This is a genomic window from Streptomyces sp. NPDC049541, assembly GCF_044465725.1.
In the GTDB taxonomy this organism is placed as follows: Bacteria; Actinomycetota; Actinomycetes; order Streptomycetales; family Streptomycetaceae; genus Streptomyces.
Window position 1 is genome coordinate 80,680 of record NZ_JBITLY010000013.1, and the last position, 22,552, is coordinate 103,231.

Annotated in this window: 21 protein-coding genes; 4 read left to right on the forward strand and 17 right to left on the reverse strand. The window is 71.8% G+C overall.

Annotated elements, in window-relative coordinates; all coding sequences use genetic code 11:
• The first annotated feature begins 90 nt into the window (after nt 1-90).
• On the forward strand, nt 91-1,302 hold the full coding sequence (locus ACIBW9_RS36100; protein ID WP_398961288.1) for an MFS transporter: 1,212 nt from the start codon (nt 91-93) through the stop codon (nt 1,300-1,302).
• On the opposite strand, the gene ACIBW9_RS36105 is transcribed toward ACIBW9_RS36100, so the two are convergent.
• The 3 genes from ACIBW9_RS36105 to ACIBW9_RS36115 all read right to left on the reverse strand — a co-directional run bounded on the left by ACIBW9_RS36105 (nt 1,262) and on the right by ACIBW9_RS36115 (nt 4,362).
• The gene (locus ACIBW9_RS36105; RefSeq protein WP_398961289.1) at nt 1,262-1,720 is read right to left on the reverse strand and encodes an acyl-CoA thioesterase; all 459 of its coding nucleotides are present in this window, start codon (nt 1,718-1,720) and stop codon (nt 1,262-1,264) included. The two genes, ACIBW9_RS36100 and ACIBW9_RS36105, sit on opposite strands and share 41 nt — an antisense overlap.
• A gap of 98 nt (nt 1,721-1,818) precedes the next feature.
• Nucleotides 1,819-3,078 (reverse strand): alginate lyase family protein, encoded by a 1,260-nt coding sequence (locus ACIBW9_RS36110; protein ID WP_398961290.1) that lies wholly within the window; start codon nt 3,076-3,078, stop codon nt 1,819-1,821.
• Nucleotides 3,079-3,246: 168 nt separating this feature from the next.
• Nucleotides 3,247-4,362, reverse strand: coding sequence for a glycoside hydrolase family 6 protein (locus ACIBW9_RS36115; protein WP_398961422.1), 1,116 nt, complete (start codon nt 4,360-4,362; stop codon nt 3,247-3,249).
• A 162-nt stretch (nt 4,363-4,524) separates the two neighbouring features.
• Between ACIBW9_RS36115 and ACIBW9_RS36120 the strand changes: the two genes are divergently transcribed.
• On the forward strand, nt 4,525-5,211 hold the full coding sequence (locus ACIBW9_RS36120; RefSeq protein WP_398961292.1) for a DUF5995 family protein: 687 nt from the start codon (nt 4,525-4,527) through the stop codon (nt 5,209-5,211).
• A 34-nt stretch (nt 5,212-5,245) separates the two neighbouring features.
• A complete protein-coding gene (locus ACIBW9_RS36125) occupies nt 5,246-6,175 on the forward strand; it encodes an LLM class F420-dependent oxidoreductase (RefSeq protein WP_398961294.1) in 930 nt (309 codons plus the stop codon).
• Here the strand turns inward: ACIBW9_RS36125 and ACIBW9_RS36130 are convergent.
• From ACIBW9_RS36130 to fmt, 14 genes are all read right to left on the reverse strand, one after another.
• Nucleotides 6,172-7,872: a flavin monoamine oxidase family protein gene (locus ACIBW9_RS36130; RefSeq protein ID WP_398961296.1), complete on the reverse strand. Its 1,701-nt coding sequence runs from the start codon at nt 7,870-7,872 to the stop codon at nt 6,172-6,174. The genes ACIBW9_RS36125 and ACIBW9_RS36130 overlap by 4 nt on opposite strands.
• A gap of 47 nt (nt 7,873-7,919) precedes the next feature.
• Entirely contained in the window at nt 7,920-8,708 is a 789-nt protein-coding gene (locus tag ACIBW9_RS36135) for a carbon-nitrogen hydrolase family protein (RefSeq protein WP_398961298.1), read from the reverse strand.
• Between the two features lie 263 nt (nt 8,709-8,971).
• A complete protein-coding gene (locus tag ACIBW9_RS36140) occupies nt 8,972-9,349 on the reverse strand; it encodes a DUF742 domain-containing protein (RefSeq protein WP_398961300.1) in 378 nt (125 codons plus the stop codon).
• Nucleotides 9,346-11,283, reverse strand: a complete 1,938-nt coding sequence (locus ACIBW9_RS36145) for a nitrate- and nitrite sensing domain-containing protein (RefSeq protein WP_398961302.1) — start codon at nt 11,281-11,283, stop codon at nt 9,346-9,348. Before ACIBW9_RS36145 ends, ACIBW9_RS36140 begins: the two co-directional genes overlap by 4 nt.
• Before the next feature lie 57 nt (nt 11,284-11,340).
• Entirely contained in the window at nt 11,341-12,549 is a 1,209-nt protein-coding gene (locus ACIBW9_RS36150; RefSeq protein ID WP_398961304.1) for an MFS transporter, read from the reverse strand.
• A 135-nt stretch (nt 12,550-12,684) separates the two neighbouring features.
• Nucleotides 12,685-13,137 carry an Lrp/AsnC family transcriptional regulator gene (locus ACIBW9_RS36155; protein ID WP_030946804.1) on the reverse strand — a complete coding sequence of 151 codons (453 nt, stop codon included), beginning with the start codon at nt 13,135-13,137 and terminating at the stop codon, nt 12,685-12,687.
• Nucleotides 13,138-13,147: 10 nt separating this feature from the next.
• Nucleotides 13,148-14,650: an amino acid permease gene (locus ACIBW9_RS36160; RefSeq protein ID WP_398961305.1), complete on the reverse strand. Its 1,503-nt coding sequence runs from the start codon at nt 14,648-14,650 to the stop codon at nt 13,148-13,150.
• A 216-nt stretch (nt 14,651-14,866) separates the two neighbouring features.
• Complete coding sequence (locus ACIBW9_RS36165) at nt 14,867-15,361, reverse strand: GNAT family N-acetyltransferase (protein ID WP_398961306.1); 495 nt, start codon at nt 15,359-15,361, stop codon at nt 14,867-14,869.
• Between the two features lie 72 nt (nt 15,362-15,433).
• Complete coding sequence (locus ACIBW9_RS36170; RefSeq protein ID WP_398961424.1) at nt 15,434-16,876, reverse strand: GuaB1 family IMP dehydrogenase-related protein; 1,443 nt, start codon at nt 16,874-16,876, stop codon at nt 15,434-15,436.
• A gap of 131 nt (nt 16,877-17,007) precedes the next feature.
• Nucleotides 17,008-17,319 carry a barstar family protein gene (locus ACIBW9_RS36175; RefSeq protein ID WP_398961308.1) on the reverse strand — a complete coding sequence of 104 codons (312 nt, stop codon included), beginning with the start codon at nt 17,317-17,319 and terminating at the stop codon, nt 17,008-17,010.
• 46 nt (nt 17,320-17,365) lie between these two features.
• Nucleotides 17,366-18,409: a sugar-binding domain-containing protein gene (locus ACIBW9_RS36180; RefSeq protein ID WP_115909369.1), complete on the reverse strand. Its 1,044-nt coding sequence runs from the start codon at nt 18,407-18,409 to the stop codon at nt 17,366-17,368.
• Nucleotides 18,410-18,487: 78 nt separating this feature from the next.
• Nucleotides 18,488-19,174 (reverse strand): ribulose-phosphate 3-epimerase, encoded by a 687-nt coding sequence (rpe, locus tag ACIBW9_RS36185; protein WP_398961310.1) that lies wholly within the window; start codon nt 19,172-19,174, stop codon nt 18,488-18,490.
• A 152-nt stretch (nt 19,175-19,326) separates the two neighbouring features.
• Nucleotides 19,327-20,745, reverse strand: a complete 1,419-nt coding sequence (locus tag ACIBW9_RS36190) for an RsmB/NOP family class I SAM-dependent RNA methyltransferase (protein ID WP_398961312.1) — start codon at nt 20,743-20,745, stop codon at nt 19,327-19,329.
• A 56-nt stretch (nt 20,746-20,801) separates the two neighbouring features.
• The gene (gene fmt / locus ACIBW9_RS36195) at nt 20,802-21,734 is read right to left on the reverse strand and encodes a methionyl-tRNA formyltransferase (RefSeq protein ID WP_398961314.1); all 933 of its coding nucleotides are present in this window, start codon (nt 21,732-21,734) and stop codon (nt 20,802-20,804) included.
• Nucleotides 21,735-21,979: 245 nt separating this feature from the next.
• On the opposite strand from fmt, the gene ACIBW9_RS36200 reads away from it, so the two are divergent.
• Nucleotides 21,980-22,522, forward strand: coding sequence for a hypothetical protein (locus tag ACIBW9_RS36200; RefSeq protein WP_398961316.1), 543 nt, complete (start codon nt 21,980-21,982; stop codon nt 22,520-22,522).
• Nucleotides 22,523-22,552: the final 30 nt, after the last annotated feature.

Genomic DNA, 22,552 nt, shown 5'->3' on the forward strand with positions numbered 1-22,552 from the left:
CGGCGGCCGTAAATCCCCTATCTATCAGGCAGGGTTCCTGATAGTTTACGACGCCGATGAGAACCGTGCGGGAGAGGGGTGGGGCCGAGAATGGGCGACGTGGTCTACGACCTGCGCGAGGTGAGGCGGAGCCGGCACGCCGTGGCCGCCGTGTTCGCCGTGCACGGGGCCGTCACCGGCTCGTTCGCGACGCGCGTGCCATGGGTCCAGGACCATGCCTCGCTGAGTGCGGGACAGCTCGGCTTCGCCCTCGCCTTCACGGCCTTCGGCGCGTCCTGCTCCATGCCGCTGGCCGGGCGGATCAGTCACCGCTTCGGCAGCCGTACGGCGCTGCGCGGCCTGATCGCGCTGTGGACGCTGGCGCTCGTCCTGCCGTCGCTCGCGCCGAACATGCTCACGCTGTGTCTGGCGATGTTCACCTACGGGGCGAGCGCGGGTATGGCCGACGTTGCGATGAACGCGCTCGGTGTCGAGGTGGAGCGGCTGCTCGACAGGTCGATCATGTCGAGCTTGCACGGCATGTGGAGCGCGGGGGCCCTGATCGGCTCGGCGGCGGGCACACTCGCCGCGCACCTCGGGTCGGACGCACGTGTGCACTTCGCGCTGGCCGCGGCCACCCTCACCCTGCTCGGCGTGCTGGCCTGCCGCTGGGTGCTCGATGTGCAGGCCGCCGAGGACGAGGAGCCGCCGCCGCGGTTCGCGCTGCCGCCGAAGTCCGCGCTGCTGATCGGCACCGTCGGCTTCTGCGCGGTGTTCGCCGAGGGCGCCAGTCTCGACTGGTCGGCGGTCTATCTGCGCGACCAGCTCGACACGTCGGCGGGCCTGGCGGCCGCGTGCACGACCGGTTTCATGCTGACCATGGCGGTGGCCCGGCTCGTGGGCGACGTGGTGGTCGACCGCTTCGGCGCGGTCCGCACCGTGCGGGCGGGCGGCGCACTGGCGGTCCTGGGCGGGCTGCTCATCGTCGTCGCGGGCCATCCGGCCGTGGCGATGGGAGGTTTCGCGCTGCTCGGCCTCGGCATCGCGGTCGTCGTGCCGCTGTGCTTCGCGGCAGCCGGTCGCAGCGGCCCGAACCCGAGTCAGGCCATCGCGGGCGTCGCGACCATCACGTACACCTCGGGCCTGATCGCACCCGGCCTGATCGGCGGGGTCGCGCAGGCGACGAGCCTGGTGGTGTCGTTCGTGCTGGTGACGGCCCTGGCCTGCGGTCTTGCGGCCTTCGCGGGCGTTCTGCGCACCGGCGACCGCAGCCGCCCGGAGGTCAGCCGTCCGAGCGCAGCAGTTCCCGGCCCGCGGCCCTGAACCGCTCGCTCCATGGTGCGGGGCGCATCGTCTCCGGGTCCAGCCGGACCAGCACCCGGATGCCGTGCGCGTAGGTCACCGAGCCGTCAGTGGAGCAGAACCGGAAGCCGTAGGTCAGTCCGGTGGTGCCGAGCCGTTCCAGCCAGAGGTGGACGGCGTAGGTGCCGGGCCGGGTGACCGGGGCCTCGTAGCTGATCCGGAGTTCCTTGACCGCGTTGCAGGCGTCCCCCGCAGCGGCCCAGTCGCCCTCGAAGCTGAAGCCGTACTCCTGGAACAGCTCGGCCCAGGCCCGTTCGACCATCAGCGGGTAGCGGGCGTTGTGAAGCAGGCCGAGGGCGTCCAGGTCGTCGAAGTGGACGGTGACGGGGATCAGCCGGCCGTGGGACAGGGCGGGGGCGATCGTGGCTTCGGCGGTCACGGGTGGGGCTCCTGAGCAGGGGACGAAGCGGTGGGGACGCCCCATCCTAAGCGGACGCTCAGGAGCCCCGGCCGGGAGGGCCGCCGGAAAGGCCCTGGTCAGCCCGCTATCGAATCCAGCTGCTCGGCCGCGGGGCGGAGCGCCCAGAGGTCGCCGCCAGGTGGTGTCTCCAGCTTGGGGACGGCCTGCCGCGCCGCCTTGTCGCCCGCGTCCGCCGCCGCGTGCACGACGTCGCTCGCCGCGTAGCGGTGGAACTCCAGCTCCGGGTGGGGCCATGCGGTGGAGCCGGTCGCTGTGGGCAGGAGGTAGTCGACGGCCTTGAACAGGCCCTGCCCGCCCGGGCCTTGATAGGCCCACAGGTCCACACCGACGTGCCGGCCGATCGCCGCGAGCCGGGTGTGGGCGACCAGGTCGAAGGTCGAGTAGTGCCAGCTGCGCGTCCGGGCGAGCTCCTGCGGCTGGCTGCCGTCGGCGGCGATCTGCGGGTCGATGCGTTTGGTGCGCGCGTCGGAGACGGTTCGCCGGGCCAGCGCCCGGTCGCCGGTCGCGTAGGCGAGGGCGGCGAGCTGCATGTCGTAGAAGGTGCCGTGGTTGTTGGCCGCCGCACCCTCCTCCTTGCCGAACGTGCTGTTCTTCAGCCAGTCGAGGAAGTCGGCGTTCCACTGCGCCATCCCCGTCCGGTCTGCCCTCGTCCAGCCCGGGGCGCCCGTGCCGAGGATCGCGAGGGCGTCGACGACGCTGGTGTACGACTGCGAGAAGTCGATGATGCCGATGGCCCGGCCGTCGTACCTGCAGGGGATGAACTGGGCGTGGTCGAGGTCGGGGTTCATGCGTGTGGCCGGGGCGAGGAACCAGGTGCGCAGGACCTGGGCGGCCTTTTCGGCGTAGGCGCGCTTGCCGGTGTAGTACCAGGCCAGGGACAGGTCGTAGGTCGAGTCGAAGACCTTCTCGACGTCCTGGCGGTCGGTGCCGGAGTCGACCTCGGGGTTGCGCTGTCCGTCCCGCTGGACATACGGGCAGCCCCACGGGTTGTCGGCCGTCGGTTCCTGGGTGGGCCACCAGTAGGGGGCCTGGCTCAGATAGTCGTGGACATCGCCGCCGGGTGCCGGTCTGGGCTTGTCGACGACCGTCCAGGGGCCCTGGATCAGCCAGTTGTCGGCGCGGGCGGTCAACTCCTTCAGCCCGAGCCTGAGTTGTGGATCTCCTTGGTCCAGACGGAGCTTGGTCCGTTGCAGCCGGGCGCCGTCGAGCACGGCCGTGTCGGGGGCCCTGGGTGCCGCGTGCGCGGAGGGGACGAGGACGGATGCGAGGGTCACCGCCGCGGCCAACAGGACGGCGGCACGGGATCTTCCACTCATCGAGCACTCCGATCCATCGAACGAAGGGTCAGGAATGTGAACGCAGTTCATGAGCAGGACCGTGCGAGCGTAGAGGCGCCAGGTGGCCGTGACAATGGTCCGGACCGTCTTCATGCACAGGGAAAGAGAAACCCCACCGTGGCTCTCGGCGTGCGAGGGCATGTCCTCCTACGACGAGGCCAAGTCGTAGGCGTACGACGGGCTGAACGCGCCCGGGGCTCCCTTGCAGCCGTCCGACTCGCCCGGCAGCTTCACCCACAGATAGGCGTCGATGCGCGCCTCGCCGGTGCTGAGCGTGGGCGCCCGGCCGAGCCTGCGCCCCGCCGGGTCGCACCACTGGCCATCGGCGGGGGCGCCGTTGCCGTTGCGGCTGGTGTCGATGACGGCGCCCAGACCCGCGGCGCCGCCGAGGGCGGCGAGGACCTGGAGGTCGTAGGCGATCTCGTCGGGCGTCGTCTGGAAGTTGGAGACGTTGCTGAAGATCCCGTCGGAGGAGGCGGCCGAGGCGGCGCCCGCCTCCTTCAGCAGCGCCGCCTGCTGCGCGGCCGGGTTCCAGCCGGAGTGCCCGGCGTCGTAGTAGACCCGCGCCTTCGGGTCGGCGCCCTTCAGGACGCGGCCCGCGCGGGCCAGCGAGGCGAAGCGGTCGGCGCGGGCCCGGTCGGAGAGGCAGCCGGACTGGGCTATGGAGTCGGGCTCCAGGACGACGACGACCTCGCCGGAGCCGAGCCCCGCCGCGAAGCTGTCGATCCAGGCGTCGTACGCGGCGAGGTCGGGCGCCCCGCCCCTGGAGGCGCCCCCGCAGTCGCGGCCGGGTATCGCGTACGGCACGACGACGGGCACCCGGCCGTGCGCCGCGGCGTCCGAGGTGACCGCGCGGACCCGGGAGGCGATGGTCGCCGGCGAGTAGTCGGCGAACCACACGGCGGCCGGCTGGTCGGCTATCCGGGACTCGATGACCGGGGTGCGTGGGTCGTGCGGGTGGGCGCGGACCCAGTCGAGCACGTGCGAGTCGGGCTGCCGGTAGAGGAGGGCGGACACCGCGGCGGGCTGCCGCTTGGGCTCCGTCCTGGTGGGCGACGGGCGGGCCTTCGTGGCGGAACTCGACTTCGGAGACGCGGACTTGGTGGCCGTGGCCGACGCGGAGGGCACCACGGGCAGCTGCTCGAGCGGCGGCGAACTGGCCACCTCGGGCTTCGCCTGCTCGGCGCCGCGTCCGCCATCGAGCGCCGACATCATGCCGGTCACGGAGCCGACGGCGACCACGACCCAGGCCGCCACGGCCATGGCGCCGCGCCGCTTGGCCCGCCTGCGCTCGGCCCTGCGTGCGGCAAGCCGCTGCGCGCGTAAGCCTGACACCGTGCTGCTCCCCCCACTCCGTTCCCCCGTTCTGGGGAAGCGCCGGGCCCGCCGACACCCCCGTCAGCCTAGGACTGGGACCCTTCCCCCATGGCGCAATTGGAACAGTTCACCACTTCTGTAGACGCAGTCGTCTCCCGCATGCGCGCCCTCGACGCGACCCTGCCCGAACGGGACGGTGTCGCGGTCTTCAACCGCGTCTACCTCGCCGTCACCGAGGCCGTCGACCGGAGCATCGACGCCCACCGGTTCGCGGACGCGCGGGCGGCGACGACGCTGGACGTACGGTTCGCCGAGCGCTATCTCGCCGCCGTCGACGCGGTCACCGCCGAGCGGCACCCGCCGGCCTGCTGGCGGCCCCTGTTCCAGCTGCGCCGCCATCCCGGAGTACGACCGCTGCAGTTCGCGCTTGCGGGCATCAATGCGCACATCGGGCACGACCTGGCGCTCGCCGTCGTGGACAGCTGCCGTACGTTGGACTGCGAACCGGCCGAGCTGGAGGACGAGTTCGACCGCGTGGGCGACCTCCTCGTCTCGCTGGAGGAGCGCATCCGCGAAGAGCTGATGCCGGGCCCCGACCTCCTCCAGATCGCCGACCCGCTCACCCATCTGCTCGGTGCCTGGAGCCTGGAGCGCGCCCGGGACGCCACCTGGACCGCGGCACGGGCGCTGTGGGCGCTGCGCGGACTGCCCGAGGTGGCCGGCGAGTTCACCGAGCGCCTCGACGCGGCGGTGGGCTTCGCGGGACGCATGCTGCTCACGCCGCTCCCGAGTTAGGTTGAGTGTTGAACCGACGCAAAGGAGCGGACGCATGGCCATTCGGCTGGGACTGAGCCTTCCACAGGCGCGGCAGTACGACATCGGACGCGATGTGCCCGACGTGGCACGCACCGCCGAACAGATCGGCTATCAGAGCCTGTGGGTCTATGAGCGTGCCCTCTTCCCCGAACCCGCGACCCAGGGTCTGTACGGCGTCGAGGGCCTGCCCTGGCCCGACCTGTACCGGGGCGTGCCGGACCCCCTGGTGACGCTGACCCTGGCGGCCGCGGCGACGGAGCGGGCCCGGCTCGGCACAAGCGTCCTGGTGGCCCCGCTGCACAACCCCTTCCAGCTGGCCAAGTCGCTCGCCACGCTGGACGCGGCGAGCGGCGGCCGGGTGCTGGCGGGCCTCGGCACGGGCTGGTCGCTCGACGAGTACGCGGCCGCGGGCGTGGCGCCCTTCGAGGAGCGGGGCCGGGTCCTGGACGAGATCATCGACGTCTGCCGGGCGGTGTGGGGCCCGGACCCGGTGACGTACGAGGGCCGGATCACCAAGATCGCCTCGGCCGTGGTCGGCCCCAAGCCCGCCCGTCCCGTCCCGATCCTGCTGCCCACCAACAGCAGGAAGGCGATGACCCGGCTCGTCGACCGCGCCGACGGCTGGATGCCGATCGCCATGGGTGCCGAGCAACTGGCCGCGCAGTGGCGTCAGTTGCAGGACCTGGCGGCCGAGCGCGGCCGCACCGAGCCGATCGAGACAGTGGTACGGGTGAACGCCCGGTACACGCCCAAGACGTACGACGGGGCCGACCGCTCCCCGTTCCAGGGCAGCGTCGCCCAGCTCGTCGAGGATCTCGCCGCCCATGCCGAAAGCGGCCTCGACGAGTTCTTCTTCGAGCTCCAGGGCGGCGCGCGGGACGCCCAGGAGCTGAAGGACGTGGCCGCCGAGCTCCACGAGTCCGTGCGCGCCGCCGGTCTCTAGTCCTCCGGCAGCTCGACCGGCGCGATCTCGTCGTACACGTCGCCCGGCCCCGGGTTGGTCGCGTCGGTCCTGCCGCCGAAGTGGTGCATGACGCCCCAGACCGCGTTCAGCGCGGTCTGGATCGCGCCCTCGGCCCAGCCGGCCGTCCAGGAGATGTCGTCGCCCGCGAGGAAGATGCCCCGCTTGTCCTCGGGCAGCCGGTCCTGCATGAAGTGCGTGAACAGTCGCCGCTGGTAGCGGTAGTGGCCGGGCAGGTTGGCCTTGAACGCGCCCATGAAGTAGGGCTCGTTCTCCCAGGAGACGGTCACCGGGCTGCCGATGATGTGCTTCCTGATGTCGACCTTCGGGTAGATCTCGCCGAGCGACTTCAGCATGACCTCCATCCGCTCGTTCGCGGACAGCGGCAGCCACTTCAGGCTGTCGTCGCACCAGGTGTAGGAGAGGCAGATGACGGCGGGCTTGTCCGGGCCGTCGTCCAGCAGGTAGGTGCCGCGGGTCATGCGGTCGGTGAGCGTCATCGACATGACGTCCCGGCCGGTCTCCTCGTCCTTGTCGAGCCAGAAGGGCCGGTCGACCGGGACGAAGAGCTTCGAGCTCTCCATGTAGTGGGTGCGCTCGATCGCCGTCCAGTGGTCGATCGGGAAGAGCGAGTCGTCGCAGGCGATCTTCGACAGCAGCATCCAGGACTGGGCGGTGAAGATCGCCGCCTGGTAGGTGCGGATGTCGCCGTTCGCGTCGGTCACGGTGATCCGGTTGCCCGCCGTGCGGTGCAGCCGGGTCACGGCCGGGCGGGGCTCGCCGTCCATGTGCAGGGCCTTCAGGGACGTCCCGTACGGCCAGTGGACGATCTTCTCGGGCTCACGCTCCCAGAGCCGCAGCGGGAGCTGCTGGCTGCCGCCGACGATGCCGCGGTGGTGGTCGTCGGCCTCGGTGTAGACGACCCGCAGGATCTCCAGGATGGAGTTGGGGAAGTCGGTGTCCCAGCCGCCCGTCCCGAAGCCGACCTGGCCGAAGATCTCGCGGTGGCGGAAGGACTTGAAGGCCTCGGAGTCGCAGAGGAAGCCGTAGAAGGTCTGGTTGTCCAGCTTCTCGACCAGCTTCCCCCAGATCTCGCGGATGCGCGGCACGTCACGCTCGCGCAGGGCGCGGTTCATGTCGGAGAAGTCGGCGCCCTCTTCGAGGCACCTGTTCCAGGCCTCGGCGACATCGCGGTAGACCTGCGGCAGGTCCTCGACCGTCTCGGCGTAGTGCGACTCACCCTTGAGGTCGACGACGGTCGAAGGGGTGGCCTCCGCAAGGGGGTTGGGGAAGGGCCGGGTCTCGAGTCCCACCAGGTCGATGTAGTGCTGCAGGGCCGTCGAGGACGGCGGGAAGCGCATCGCGCCCATCTCGGCGGTGAGGGACGGGTCGCAGCCCTCGAACCCCACGGTCCGCAGGCGCCCGCCGATCCGGTCGGCCTCGTACACGACCGGCTTGAGGCCCATCTTCATCAGCTCGTAGGCGGCCACGATGCCGGACAGTCCGCCGCCGATCACCGCGACCTCGGCGCCGTGCTCGGTCGCCGGTATCTGGCCGAGGCCCGCGGGGTGGGCGAGGAAGTCGTCGTACGCGTACGGGAAGTCCGGGCCGAACATGGTGATCGGCGGCAACTGCTGCTCGTCTGCGTGCTCGACGGCGTTGGGCACGGTGGACGTCATGGGGTACGGACTCCTTGCACGGAAAGTACGAGTACGGGGTGAGGGGTTCAGACGAGGGACCCGTAGAGGCCGGGCCGGCGGTCGTTCAGATACGGGTTCGCCTCGCGGGAGGCGGCGAGGAAGGCGGGGTCGGCGTCCGCGAAGACCAGCTCCTCGCCGCGCCCGGCGCGGGCGCGGGCGACGCCGTCGGGACCGGCCAGCGCGGAGAGCCCGACGAAGTCGAACTCGCCTTCCTGACCGACCCGGTTGACGTACGCGAGGTACAGCTGGTTCTCCCAGGCCCGGACCGGGATCATCGACTCGGCGACGAACTGGAACGGGTGCATCTGGGCCGTCGGCACCACGAGCAGGTCGGTGCCGGCCAGGGCGTGGGCGCGGACGTTCTCCGGGAACTCGACGTCGTAGCAGATCATGAGGCCGACGGTGAGCCCGCCGAGCTCGGCCTGGACGACCGGCTGCTCGCCCGGCGTGAAGTGGTCGCGCTCGAAGCAGCCGAAGAGGTGGGTCTTGCGGTAGTTCGCGAGGCGGATCCCCTCGGCGGAGATCATCTGCGCCGAGTTGAAGACGGTCTCGCCGTCCCGCTCCGGGTACCCGTACGCGATCGCGAGCCCGTGCCGCCCGGCGATGTCGGCGATCGCGTCCGCGGACTCACCGTCGGCGGGCTCGGCGAGCCGGCCGATGTCGTCGCCGATCGCGTACCCGGTCAGGAACATCTCCGGCGCGGCCAGCAGCAGGGCACCCGCGGCAGCGGCCCGCCCGGCAGCCGCGTCGAGAACCTTGAGGTTCTCACCGACGGACCCGGGACGACCGGAACTCTGGAGCAGGGCGGTACGCATGCGTGTTCCTCAACGTTACGGAGGGTTCGGGGACCATTTAGACGGTACGGTCGCGGGGCTGGGCCCAGCAAGAAGAACCCATTGCGCGCCGGTAAGCAGTTCGTTGCGTACACCACCGTCCAGACGGCGATTCGTTGCGCCCCGTCAGTCGCCGGCCCCGGAGCGCCCCTGCAGCCGCCGGGTCCTGCAGCTTCCCCAGGGGCGCGGGGAACTGCGCGACAAGCCACGACGCACCCGCAGACAGCCAACGATCCCGCCCCCCGCTAAAGCCCACGCAACCGCTCAATGATCTCCCGCAGCAATGCGGGATCACCCGCGGGCCCGCCCGCATGCACGCGCCGCGGCGCATCGACCCGCACCAGCCCGGCCTCGGCCAGATCACCCAACAGCACCCGCACCACCGTCAGCGGCAGATCCGCGTCCGCGGCAAGCTCGACGACGGGCCGGGGCCCGTGGCGCACGAGCGCGAGCAGGGCGGCACCGACATGGTCGACACCCGGCCGCAGCTCGCCGTGCACGGCGGTGACCTGCGACATCAGATCGATGGGGTGTCGTTCGGATGGCCGGGTCCGCCCCCGCGTGACGGTGTACGGCCGAACCATCGCCCCCGTCTCGTCCTCGTACCAGTGCTCGTCGCTCACGGCACGGACGCCCGCGCCGCCACATCCTCTTCCGCCAGCACCGCCTCCGGCAGGGTCACCACCGCCGTCGTCCCGCCGTACGGCGACGGGCCGAACGCCACCTCGATACCGTGCCGCGCGGCGAGGCGCCCCACGACATACAGCCCGAGCCGGTCGTGCCGGGTCGGATCGAAGCCGCCTGGATTCCTGATCGTCCGCTCCGCCTCCGCCAGCTGCCCGGCGTCGAACCCCAGCCCCCGGTCGTCGATCTGCAGGACGAAGCCGCCGTCGGCCCGGGCGGTGCGCATGGTCACGCGGGTGTCCGGCGGCGAGAACACCGTGGCGTTCTCGACGAGCTCGGCGATCAGATGGACGACATCGGCGACGGCGTCCGCCGCGACGCCCACCGCCGGCATCGGCGGCACCTCGACCCGGGCGTACGCCTCGATCTCACCGACCGCGGAGGCGACGACGTCGGCGACGGGCACCGGGCGCCGCCATCGGCGGCCGGGCGCGGAGCCGGAGAGGACGATCAGGTTCTCGGCGTGGCGCCGCATCCGGGTGGTGAGGTGGTCGATGCGGAAGAGCTGTTCCAGCACGTCCGGGTCGTCCGTGCGCCGCTCCAGGGTGTCGACCAGCTTCAGCTGCCGGTGCACGAGCGACTGGTTGCGGCGGGCGATGTTGAGCAGCACCGCGGAGAGCCCACGGCGCAGGTTCGCCTGCTGCACGGCCGCCTCGACGGCGGCGAGACGCGCGGCGTTGAAGGACCGCCCCACGTCGCCGATCTCGTCGGCGCCCGCCTCCCCGTCCGCGAGCGGCGGCGCCTCGCTGATCGCGTCCACGTCCTCGCCTGCACTCAACCTGGCCATGACGTCGGGCAGTTGGCTGGTGGCCAGCAGATCGGCGGCATCCCGCAGCGTCTCGAGGCGCCGCGAGATCCGCCGCGCGCCCCGCACCGCGAACCACAGCGACAGCCCTACGGCGGCCAGCCCGACGACGCCGACCGCGGCGGCCCTCGTCAGCTCCCGGTAGGCGAACTGCCGCCCGCGCCCGGCGGAGTTCACGGCGGAACGGGTGCACAGCCGCATGTACTGCTTGACCGCCCGGTCGGTGGTGGAGCGCCAGGAGTCGGCGCCGACGGCGTCACCCGCGCCCGCCGCTCCGGCCCGCAGCAGCGCGTCCTCGCTCGCCACCAGCTGTCGGTGCAGCTGTCCGCGCTGGAACGCCTCGAACAGCGCCCGCGAGTCGCCCGGCAGGTCCGGCACATACGTCCGCTCGAAGACCCGGCGGTCCTCGACGGTCGCCGTGAGCGTGTCGTACTGCCCGTCGGTCAGGGTCCCGGCGGCCCGCGCTCCGGCGACCAGGGCGTCCTCCCGCGAGACGAACTCCCGCACCCGGACCAGCTCGACGACGACCTGCGCCTCCCGCGCGAGCTGCCCGGCCTGCAGGGCGGTGAGCGTCGACTCGACGTCGAAGCCGGGTTCCACCAGCGCGCTGTACGCGCTCACCGCCCGGTCCCAGGAGATGTCCCGGGACAGCACCCGCTCCCGCAGCCCCTCCAGCCGGCCGGCGGTCGTGACCATGGCGTCCAGCGCCTGCCGCTGCCGGTCGGAGAGCTCGTCGCGGTCCCCGGACCGGATCGCGTCGCGCATGGCGTCCACGGATCGGTCAGTACGGCGCTGCTGTTCCAGGAGGCCGGCGACGGGTGGCGTACGGCTGTCCGTGCCCAGGTACGCGGCGGACAGCCGCCGTTCGATCTGGATCTGCCCGATCGCCGTGTCGACGGGGGTGCCGAACTCCTCGTAGACCCCCTGCACCCGGGCGAGCGCGCGCAGCTCGCCGGTGACGGAGACCATGGCGAAGCTCCACAGCACCAGCAGCGCCAGCACGGGAGCGAACGCGAGCGCGAGGATCCGGGCCCGTACCGTGCTGGGACGGCCGATGAGCCGGCGCATGCTCCCTCCCCCGGAGTTACTCGCCAGTGCTACCCGTCGGTAACGACCCCGCACAACCTACGGGAAGCTCCGCCGGGACCGCAATGGCCACTTGAGCACCAGCAGCATCGCCGTCACCAGATAAGGCACGGCGAACAGGGCGAACGCGGTGCTGTGCGCGGCTCTCGTCTCGATCGCCGCGTAGCCGCCGTACGCCGCGACCGTGGCCAGGTCGCTGCCCAGGCCCGCGACCGAGGTCAGGGTGGCCCTGCGGGAGTCGTCGATGCGCTGCTGGAGGCGGACGTCGGCCAGTACGGTCGCCAGCTGGAAGCCGCCGAAGGCGAGGGCCAGCAGGACCAGAGCGCCTGGGGTGCGGGCAACGGCGCCCACGGCCATGGCGAGGGCGGCCACCGCGAGGGCCGCCGCCAGTCCCGCCGTGCCCATGCGTTCCCAGGGCCCGGCCAGCAGGCCACCGGCGGTCGCTCCCGCCCAGATCAGCAGCAGCAGATACGGGACCGCCGTCTCCGCCACGCCGGTGTCCCGCACCAGCAGCGGCGTGTACTCGTCGAGCGCCTCCCACCCGGCCCCCACCGCCGGGACGAGCAGGAGCGCTCCGCGCAGCGACCGGTCGCGGCGGACCGCGGCGAGCCCCTCCCGCAGGGTCGTGGCCCAGTCCTCCGCGTCGCCCTTCGGCACCGCCCGGTCCTCCGGGAAGCGGGTCGCCGTCGCGGCGCCCGCCAGACAGGCCAGCACGCTCGCCGCTCCCACGGCGGGGTAGCCGCCCCAGGCGAACACGGGTCCGGCGAGCGCCATGGCCGCCATGATCGCGACATGTCCGGCGGCCCGTGCCCGGCCCATGATCCTGGCGTACTGATCGGCTTCACCGCGCCGTTCCAGTTCCTCGTACACCAGGGCCTCCAGCGCGCCGGAGCCGAGTGCTCCGCGCGCGCCCCACAGCACGAAACCCAGGGCGAAGGCCCAGTACGACGGGGTGAGCACCCACAGGGTGAAGCCGGCCGCCGTGAGCAGCGGGCCGAGCCAGAGCAGCAGCCGCCGGGAGACGGCGTCGGCCCAGGCGCCGGAGGGCAACTCCAGAACGACGCCCGTGAGCGACCAGAGGGCGAAGAGGGAGGAGATCTGCCAGACGGACAGACCGGTGTCGCTGAACAGCAGCGCGTACACCGGGTAGAGCAGGACGAAGTCGTCGAGGAACGCGTAGCCGTACAGCGTGGCCGTGAGCCGGCGGACGCCGGCGGTGACGGGCACGCGCGCAGGTGAGAGTGTCATGAGGCCTTCCCGCAGGGACGGATCGGATGCCGGAGGTACGGCGTCCGAGGCGGTCCTCGGGAGGCACGGCTGGTGGATCAATGTCGCCAGGTCATGGCACCGATGGTAGGCGCGTGTGGCGATCCCGTCCGGTGATTACGTCGGTGACCCCGACGAGAAGCGGCGCAGCAGCGGCGACAGCACCAGCACGGACTTGGTGCGCTCGACGAACGGCTCCCCGGCGATGCGCTCCAGGACCCGCTCGAAGTGGCGCATGTCGGAGGCGAAGACCTGCACGATCGCGTCCGCGTCCCCGGTGACCGTGGAGGCGGCCACGACCTCCTGGTAGCGCTCCAGACCTCGCCGGATGACCTCCGGCGAGGTGTTGTGCCGGCAGTAGATCTCGACGAACCCCTCGGTCTCCCAGCCGAGCGCCCCCGGGTCCACCCGTACGGTGAAGCCGGTGATGGCGCCGGTGGCGCGCAGCCGGTCCACGCGCCGCTTCACGGCGGGCGCGGACAGGCCGACGAGCTGCCCGATGTCCGCGTAGGAGCGGCGGGCGTCCTCGGCGAGGGCGTGCACGATGCGTTCGTCGAGATCGTTCAGCACTGCTGGTGGTTCACTTCTCTGGAGTCGCGAGTACTTCTGGAGTCGCGAGTTCTTCTCGCGTGGCAAGGCGGGAGCGGCGATAGCCGTACCCGAAGTAGAACACGAGCCCGACCGCCATCCAGACCCCGAAGACCACCCAGGTGACGGCGGACAGGCTGCCCATCATCCAGACGCAGAAGGCGAAGCCCACGGCGGGCAGGACCGGGGAGAGCGGCACCCGGAAGGTGCGGGACATGTCGGGCCGGGTCCGGCGCAGCACCACGACGGCGACGTTGACCAGGGCGAAGGCGAAGAGCGTGCCGATGCTGGTGGCGTCGGCGAGCTGGCCGAGCGGGATGGCGGCGGCGAGGACCCCGCAGAACAGGGAGACGATGACCGTGCCCGCGCGGGGCGCGCCGGTCTTCGGGTGGACCTTGCCGAACACCTTGGGGACCAGCCCGTCCCGGGACATCGCGAAGAGGATGCGGGTCTGGCCGTAGAGCACGGTCAGCACGACGCTCGCGATGGCGATGACGGCGCAGGCGGCGAGCAGGGTGCCCCAGAAGGACTGGCCGGTGACCTCGCGCATGATCGCGGCGAGTGCGGCCTCCGAGTCGTTGAACCGGCGCCAGGGCCTGGCGCCGACGGCGACGGCGGCGACGAGCACGTAGAGCGCGGTGACGATCACGAGCGACAGCATGATGGCCCGCGGCAGGTCGCGCTGGGCGTTCTTGGCCTCTTCACCCGCGGTGGAGGCGGCGTCGAAGCCGATGTAGGAGAAGAAGAGCGTGGCACCGGCGGCGCTCACGCCCGCCATGCCGAGCGGCATGAAGTGCTCGTAGTTCCCGGACCTGAACCCCTGGACGCCGATGGCGCAGAACAGCACCAGCGCGGCGATCTTCACACAGACCATGATCGTGTTGGCGCGGGCGGACTCCCGCGCGCCGCCCAGCAGGAACGCCATGGCCAGCAGGACCACGATCAGCGCGGGCAGGTTGAAGATGCCGCCGTCGCCGGGCGGGGCGGACAGCGCGTCCGGGATGGTGACCCCTATGGTCCCGTCGAGCAGTTCGTTGAGGTACTCGCCCCAGCCGACGGCCACGGCAGCGACCGAGACGCCGTACTCCAGGACCAGACACCAGCCGCAGATCCAGGCGATCAGCTCACCCATCGTTGCGTATGCATACGAGTACGAGGACCCGGCGACCGGGATGCTGCCCGCCAGCTCGGCGTACGAGAGAGCCGAGAAGAGCGCGGTCAGACCGGCGATCACGAAGGACAGGGTGACGGCGGGACCGGCCTTGGGCACGGCCTGGCCGAGGACCACGAAGATACCGGTGCCGAGGGTGGCACCAATACTGATCATGGTGAGCTGCCAGAGCCCGAGGGAGCGGCGCAGGGCCCCTCCCTCTCCCTGGCCGCCCTCTGCGACCAGGCGTTCCACGGGCTTGCGACGCATGAGGCGCGCGCCGACGCCCAGGGACGGTGGAGCGTTCGTGGAGCGGTCCTGCGGGGGTGCGCCTTGATCGAGCACGCGCTGACTCCTTCGTCACTGCGGTCAGGGCGGCGGGGACCGGCGGCATCCCCGCGCGAGCAGGGACCCACCGAGCGGGGTCCCTGCCACGCCACGTACAGGGCATGACCCTACGGGGCATGCCTTCGCAGGCGAAATGCAGCAACCTTGCGCGTTGGTGCAAGTTCGTTGCGTTCATCGGGAGTGCGTGCCCATTCGTTGCGCATGAGCGGGCCGCTACAGCTTCTTGGTCAGGAAGAGGCAGGGTTCGGCATACTCGTGGATCACGCCGTCGCGACCCTCGTACGACCAGCGGGCGATGTAGCCGAGCAGAGGCCGGTAGCCGAGGCGCGTGTAGAGGGCGGCCGCGCGCCGGTTGTCCTCTGCCACGCCCACCCCGACGACCAACAGACCTCGCTCCCGGGCGAGTTCCTCCGCCGCGCCGATCAGGGCGGAGCCGATCCCGCGCGAGCGGAGTTCCTCGGGCCAGACACCCAGCGCGCCGATCTCCGGACAGCCGGTACTCGCGGCCAGCACCTCGGGGTCGTCGTTTCCGGTCCAGCGCATCTCCGCGTGCCCGACGGGCCGCCCGTCCAGCCAGGCGACGAGGTATGTGGTCTCCCCCGCCTCCTGCCGTGTGAAGCGGCGGGCGTGGAACGAGGTGGCGCCGGGCGAAGGGATGTACTGGTCGAGCAGCGCCACATCGGCGGCCCGGCAGACGGTGATCTCCATGCACCCGACGGTAGAGCCCGGACATGCCGACGGCCCCCGATTTTCAAGGGGGGCCGTCGGCATGGGACTTGGTCAGCTCCAGCTGGCGTGCAGCGGCTTGCCCTCCGCGTAGCCGGCCGCGCTCTGGATGCCGACGACGGCCTTCTCGGCGAACTCCTCCAGGGAGTTCGCACCGGCGTAGGTGCAGGAGGAGCGGACGCCCGCGATGATCGAGTCGACCAGGTCCTCCACGCCGGGACGGGCCGGGTCGAGGAACATCCGCGAGGTGGAGATGCCCTCCTCGAACAGGGCCTTGCGGGCACGGTCGTACGCCGACTCCTCCGAGGTGCGGTTGCGGACCGCACGCGCGGAGGCCATGCCGAACGACTCCTTGTAGAGGCGGCCGTTCGCGTCCTGCTGCAGGTCGCCCGGGGACTCGTAGGTGCCCGCGAACCACGAGCCGATCATCACGTTCGACGCGCCGGCCGCCAGGGCCATGGCCACGTCACGCGGGTGCCGGACACCGCCGTCGGCCCACACGTGCTTGCCGTACTTCCTCGCCTCGGCCGCGCACTCCAGGACCGCGGAGAACTGCGGGCGGCCGACGCCGGTCATCATGCGGGTGGTGCACATCGCGCCGGGGCCGACGCCGACCTTGACGATGTCCGCGCCCGCCTCGATCAGGTCGCGCACGCCCTCGGCGGCGACGATGTTGCCGGCGACGATCGGGACCTGCGGGTCGAGGGCGCGCACGACCTTGATGGCGCTGATCATCGACTCCTGGTGGCCGTGCGCCGTGTCGATGACGAGCGTGTCCACGCCCGCGTCCAGCAGCTGCTTGGCCTTGCCCGCGACATCGCCGTTGATGCCGACGGCGGCGGCGATGCGCAGCCTGCCCTGCGCGTCGGTGGCGGGCGTGTACAGCGTGGCGCGCAGGGCGCCCTTGCGGGTGAGGATGCCGGCGAGCCTGCCGTCCTTGTCGACGGCGGGCGCGTAGCGGCGGTTGGCGTGGTCGAGCCGGTTGAACGCCTCACGCGGGTCGATGTCCGCGTCCAGGAGCAGCAGATCCCGGGACATGACGACCTCGAGCTGCGTGAAGCGGTCCACGCCGGTCAGGTCCTGGTCGGTGACGACGCCGACCGGCCGGCCTTCCTCGTCCACGACCACTCCGGCGTTGTGCGCACGTTTGGGCAGCAGCGCCAGCGCGTCGGCGACGGTCTGGTGCGGGGCCAGCACGATCGGGGTGTCCAGGACGAGGTGGCGGCTCTTCACCCAGGAGACGACCTCGGTGACGACCTCGATCGGAATGTCCTGGGGGATGACGACGAGGCCACCGCGCCGGGCCACCGTCTCGGCCATGCGGCGGCCGGCGATGGCGGTCATGTTGGCGACGACCAGCGGGATCGTGGTGCCCGTGCCGTCCGGGGAGCTGAGGTCCACACCCTGCCGCGAGCCGACCGCACTGCGGCTCGGGACCATGAAGACGTCGTCGTACGTCAGGTCGTACGCGGGCTGGATGTCGTTGAGGAAACGCACGTGCTGCACATCCCAGTCGATCAGAGGTGGCCCCCGGACAGGTCAGCCAGGGGGAAGAGCACGTACTTCATTGTCCCATGTCAACCGGAACGCGAGACACGGACAGATCATCCAGGCAGGTCACAGGGCCCTTAGGAGGTTCCTCCAAGGGCGAGTGCCACGGTGAGCGCCGGCAACCGGTCCATGGCCGCGGAGAACACCTCGCGCGCGACCTCCCACTCCTGGGGGCGCACCTTCGCGTACGACTGCCAGTTCCGTACGACCACGAGCAGCCCGTCCCCCGCTTCCCCGGGCCAGACGGAGGTGTCGCTGAGGCTGTCCGCGAGCGCGTCCCAGTTGCGGCCGAACCAACCGGGCAGTTGGAGGGCGTCCACGCAGCGGTCCATCAGGCCCGCCTTGTCCGTGACCCCGTCGAGGTCCAGCGTGACCACGAGTTCCGCCATCTCAGCGCCGCTCCGAACGGGTCTTGGCCCTTTCCCTGACCACCTGTCAGATTCCGTCCGGATCGGCCCTGTTGAGGGCCGGCTTCGGCGTCGGGCCCGCCGTCATCAGGACGTCCGCTGCCGATGTGTCCGTCACCAGGCTGGTGACGAGCCCGGAGCGCAGCACCGCGTCGATGGCGGACGCCTTGCGCGCCCCGCCCGCGATCGCGACGACCTCGGGGATACGGCGGAGCTGGTCGGCCTTGACGGTGATGCACCGCTCGCCGAGGTCCCGGCCGACCCGGCGGCCCTGGCCGTCGAAGAGGTGCGCGGACATCTCGGCGGCGACACCGAGCGAGGCGTAGTGCGCGCGCTCCTCGTCGCTGAGCATGTCGTGCACCGTCGAGATGCCGGGCTCCCAGGAGCCGATGGAGACACAGGCGACCGTGACCTTGTCGAAGTACTCGAAGGCCCGGGCGATCCCGGTCTGGTTGCGCAGCGCGGCCGCGGTCGCCGCGTCCGGCAGCAGCATCGGCGCGTAGATCGGGTGGGCGTCGCCGCCGGAGACCTGGGCGGCGCGGCGCACGGCCTCCACGGAGCCGCGCTCGGCGGTCCCGGCGTCGTACACACCCGTCAGCTGCACCACCGTGCACGGCGGCAGCCGGTCCAGGGCCGCGGCCATGTGGATGGTGGAGCGGCCCCAGGCAAGGCCCAGCACATCGCCCTCGTTGACGAGCTCGCCGAGCAGGTCGGCGGCCACCTCACCGAGGTTCTCCGGGTCGGGCGTCTCCTCGGCCTCGGCCGGGGACTCCACCACGACGGCGTGCCTGAGGCCGTAGCGGGCGCGCAGCGCGTCCGAGCGCTCGGCGTCCAGCTCGGCCGGGACGCGGATCTCGATGCGTACGAGATCCCGTTCGAGAGCGGTCTCCAGGACCCGGGCCACCTTGAAGCGGCTGACGCCGAACTCCTCCGCGATCTGGATCTTGGACTTGCCCTCGAGGTAGAAGCGGCGGGCCATGGCCGCCGCCTGCACCAGCTCAGCGGGTCCCATCCGCACTGCTGACCGGCCCGCCGACATACCCGACACGGCGATCTCCTCACTGCTGTTCACACTCTGGATTCGCCGTTCATCCTTGCAGATTCGGCGCACTTGATCCGCCCTGATGGGCGCCGTTCACGTTGTCTTGGCTCAGTGGTCGCACGCCCAGCTCGCCTTGGCGGTCACCGTCTCCGCCTGGGTGCGCAGTGCACGTACCGCCTGCGCCGGGTCCTCCGCTCCGTACACCGCCGAACCCGCGACGAAGACGTCCGCGCCGGCCTCGGCGCAGCGCTCGATGGTGGAGGCGGAGACCCCGCCGTCCACCTGGAGCCACAGTTCGAGGCCGTGCTTGCTGATCAGCTCGCGGGTGCGGCGGATCTTGGGAAGCATGATGTCGAGGAACGCCTGCCCGCCGAACCCCGGCTCAACCGTCATGATCAGCAGCATGTCGAGCTCGGGGAGCAGGTCCTCGTACGGCTCGATGGGCGTGGCCGGCTTCAGGGCCATGGAGGCGCGGGCACCCTTGGCCCGGATCTCCCGGGCGAGCCGGACCGGCGCGGCGGCCGCCTCGACGTGGAAGGTGACGGAGGAGGCCCCCGCTTCGACGTACTGCGGGGCCCAGCGATCGGGGGCCTCGATCATCAGGTGGCAGTCCAGCGGGGTGTCCGTCGCACGTGCCAGGGACTCTACGACCGGCACGCCGAGCGTGAGGTTCGGGACGAAATGGTTGTCCATGACGTCGACGTGGAGCCAGTCGGCTCCTTCGACCGCCTTCGCCTCGTCCGCGAGGCGGGCGAAGTCGGCGGACAGGATGCTGGGGTTGATCTGCACGGCCATGACCCAAGCCTGCCATGTCCGGGCACGTTTGTTCGCGCCGGTCCGGACCTGAGACGTTCCTATGACGTCGAGGACGGCGCTCCGGGCAGCCCACGGGCCGACGGGGACCGTTCCGGGCCCTCGCCGTCTCCACCGCGGCCATCTCGCTGAAGTCAGCCGGTCCTGCGGATGAGCGCCAGATACATGGCGTCGGTTCCGTGCAGATGCGGCCACAGCTGTACGTCGGGGCCGTCACCCAGGTCCGGTACGCCCGGCAGCAGGGGCCGCGCGTCGATCAGCTCGGCCTCGGGATGCTGCTTGAGCAGGTCGTCGACGACGGCCCTGGTCTCGGCGAGGTGCGGCGAGCAGGTGGCGTAGCCGACGACACCGCCGACCCGTACGGCCTCCAACGCGGTGCGCAGCAGGGCGCGCTGCAGCGGCCCGAAGCCGTCCAGGTCCTCCGGACGGCGCCGCCAGCGCGCCTCGGGCCGCCGGCGCAGCGCGCCGAGCCCGGTGCAGGGCACGTCCATCAGGACGCGGTCGAAGGAGCCGGGCCGCCACGGCGGGCGGGTGCCGTCCGCGGCGATGACCTGGTGCGGCCCGGGGTTGCCGCGCAGGGCCTTCGCCACCAGGCCGGCCCGGTGCGGCTGCTTCTCGGAGGCGAGCAGGGTCGCTCCCCGCTCGGCGGCCAGGGCACCGAGCAGCGCCGCCTTGCCGCCGGGTCCGGCACACCCGTCGAGCCACTTCTCGTCCGGCCCGTCCAGCGGAGCGTGGGCCAACGCCAGCGCCACGAGCTGACTGCCCTCGTCCTGTACGCCCGCGCGGCCCTCCCGCACGGCCTCGATCGCGCCGGGCTCACCGCCCTCGGAGAGCCGCACGGCATACGGCGACCAGCGCCCCGGAACGGCGGCCTCCTCCCGGAGCAGCTCCTCGGTCGTGGCCCGCCCGGGGCGCGCTACCAGGGTCACCTCGGGCCGCCCGTTGTCCGCCTCCAGCAGCCGCTCGATGCCGGCCCGGCCGCCGCCGAGCGAGTCCCACAGCGCGGAGACGACCCAGCGCGGATGCGAGTGCACGACGGCCAGGTGATCCTCGGGGTCCTCGTCGTAGGGCGGTGCGACGCGCTCGATCCAGGTGTCCAGGTCGTCCTGCGCGACCTTCCGCAGCACGGCGTTGACGAACTTGGCCCGCCCGTCACCGAGCACGACCCGGGCCAGCTCGACGGAGGCGGAGACCGCGGCATGGGTCGGGATCCGCGTCCCGAGCAGCTGGTGCACACCGAGACTCAGCACATCCAGCACGGGCGGGTCGACCTCGCGCAACGGCCGGTCCACACAGGCGGAGATGACGGCGTCGTACGTGCCCTGCCGGCGCAGCGTCCCGTACACCAGCTCGGTCGCCAGCGCCGCGTCCCGCCCGTCGAAGTCGCCTTTCTCGCGTGCCTTGCGCAAGAGCGGCGGCAGCACGAGGTTGGCGTACGCGTCCCGCTCGTCCACGGCCCTCAGCGCCTCGAAGGCGAGGATGCGGACGGGGTCCTTCTTGGGCCGACGGTGGGGCTTGCCGGGCTTACGGGGCCCACGGGAGGTGTCGCTCACGAAAAAGGTGCTCCGGATGTCTGATGTGGATACGCACCAAGGGTACGTCCCGCCCGCTACCCGCCGAGCCTCTCCCCGTCCGCGATCCGCACCCCGCGTGCCCAGTCCGCCGCCCGCATCGGCTTCTTGCCCTGGGGCTGCACCCACAGCAGCTCGACGGCGTACGAACCGGTGCCGACGTGGACGCTGTTCTTGCCGACGGCCGGCTGCGCGGGTGCCAGGTCGGTCCGGTCCGGCGCGGGCGTGACCTGGATGAGCTTGAGCCGCTCACCACGGAAGGTGGTCCAGGCGCCGGGCGCGGGAGTGCAGCCGCGCACCACCCGGTCGACGCGCAGCGCCGGGGCGGCCCAGTCGACCCGGGCGTCCTCGACGGTGATCTTCGGGGCGAGGGTGATGCCCTCGTTCGGCTGCGGTACGGCCTTCAGCGTGCCGTCCTCGATGCCGTCCATGGTCGCGGCGAGCAGCCCGGCGCCGGCGAAGGCGAGCCGGGTGAGCAGGTCGCCGCTGGTGTCGGTGGGCCGGATCTCCTCGGTGACGGTGCCGTAGACGGGCCCGGAGTCGAGTCCCTCCTCGATGAGGAAGGTGGACGCGCCGGTGATCTCGTCGCCCGCCATGATGGCGTGCTGCACCGGCGCCGCGCCCCGCCAGGCGGGCAGCAGCGAGAAGTGCAGGTTGACCCAGCCGTGCGCGGGGACGTCGAGCGCGACGCGCGGCAGCAGCGCCCCGTAGGCGACGACGGGACAGCAGTCGGGCCCGATCTCCCGCAGCCGCTCGAGGAACTCCGGGTCCCGCGGCTTGAGCGGCCTCAGCACCTCGATGCCGGCCGCCTGCGCCCGCTGCGCCACGGGCGAGGCGACCAGCCTGCGCCCCCGCCCGGCCGGGGCGTCGGGCCGCGTGACGACGGCGGCCACCTCGTGCCGACCGGAGGCGATGAGAGCGTCCAGAGCGGGGACGGCGACCTCGGGGGTACCGGCGAAGACGAGCTTCATGGGTGGGCGGGGCCTCTCGGACGGGGGCTGTTGCGGCAACGCACAAGTCTATGACCACGCCCGGAGGAGCTCGACGCCCGCGCCCGAGGCGCACACCTGCCCCACGGGGGGCGTACGCATATGCCCCTACGCCCCCAGACCGTGACCCTCGAAGCAAAAACACGTTGGTCAAGAAAGAGTTGACCACAACGGGCCGCAATCGCGCGGCCCGGATCCTTTTCAACGCCGGTTCGAGAGGCTTGTTCATGGCCGACCACGCAACCCACGACGCCCAGGCTCGGGCCAGCCTGCACTTGCTGGTGCGGGACATCGAGCGGGTCCGCCGGCAGGTGGACGCACTGCGCACGCTCACCGCGCAGTTGGGGAATGTCTACCGCCCGCGCCGCTCCGGCCCCTCCACGGGCTTCGTCGTGTACGGACGCGCTCCCGCCCCGACGGTTCGTCTCGCACAGGAGCTGCGGGACAGTGTCGAGACCCTGGTCACGGCTGCGGTCGATTTCGACCGCTCCCTCGGCTTCTCGTGGGACGCGGTGGGTTCCGCGCTGGGCGTCACCAAGCAGGCGGTGCACCGCCGTTACGGTGCCCGTCGCGCCGCGGCCCAGGCGGCCGCCGAGACCGAGCGGACCACCGAACCGGCGGGCTCCCGGACGGTCAGTGTGAACACCGGCATCCCCACGGTGCCGACGGTCCCCGCCGCGCGCTCCATGCCGACCCAGCCGACCGCCGGCAGCCCGTCCCTCCGCGACGAGGCCAGGCCGTCAGCCTTCCCCGGCCCCCGCAACGGCTGAACCACCTCTCCCCCTGCCCTCCCGGCCGGA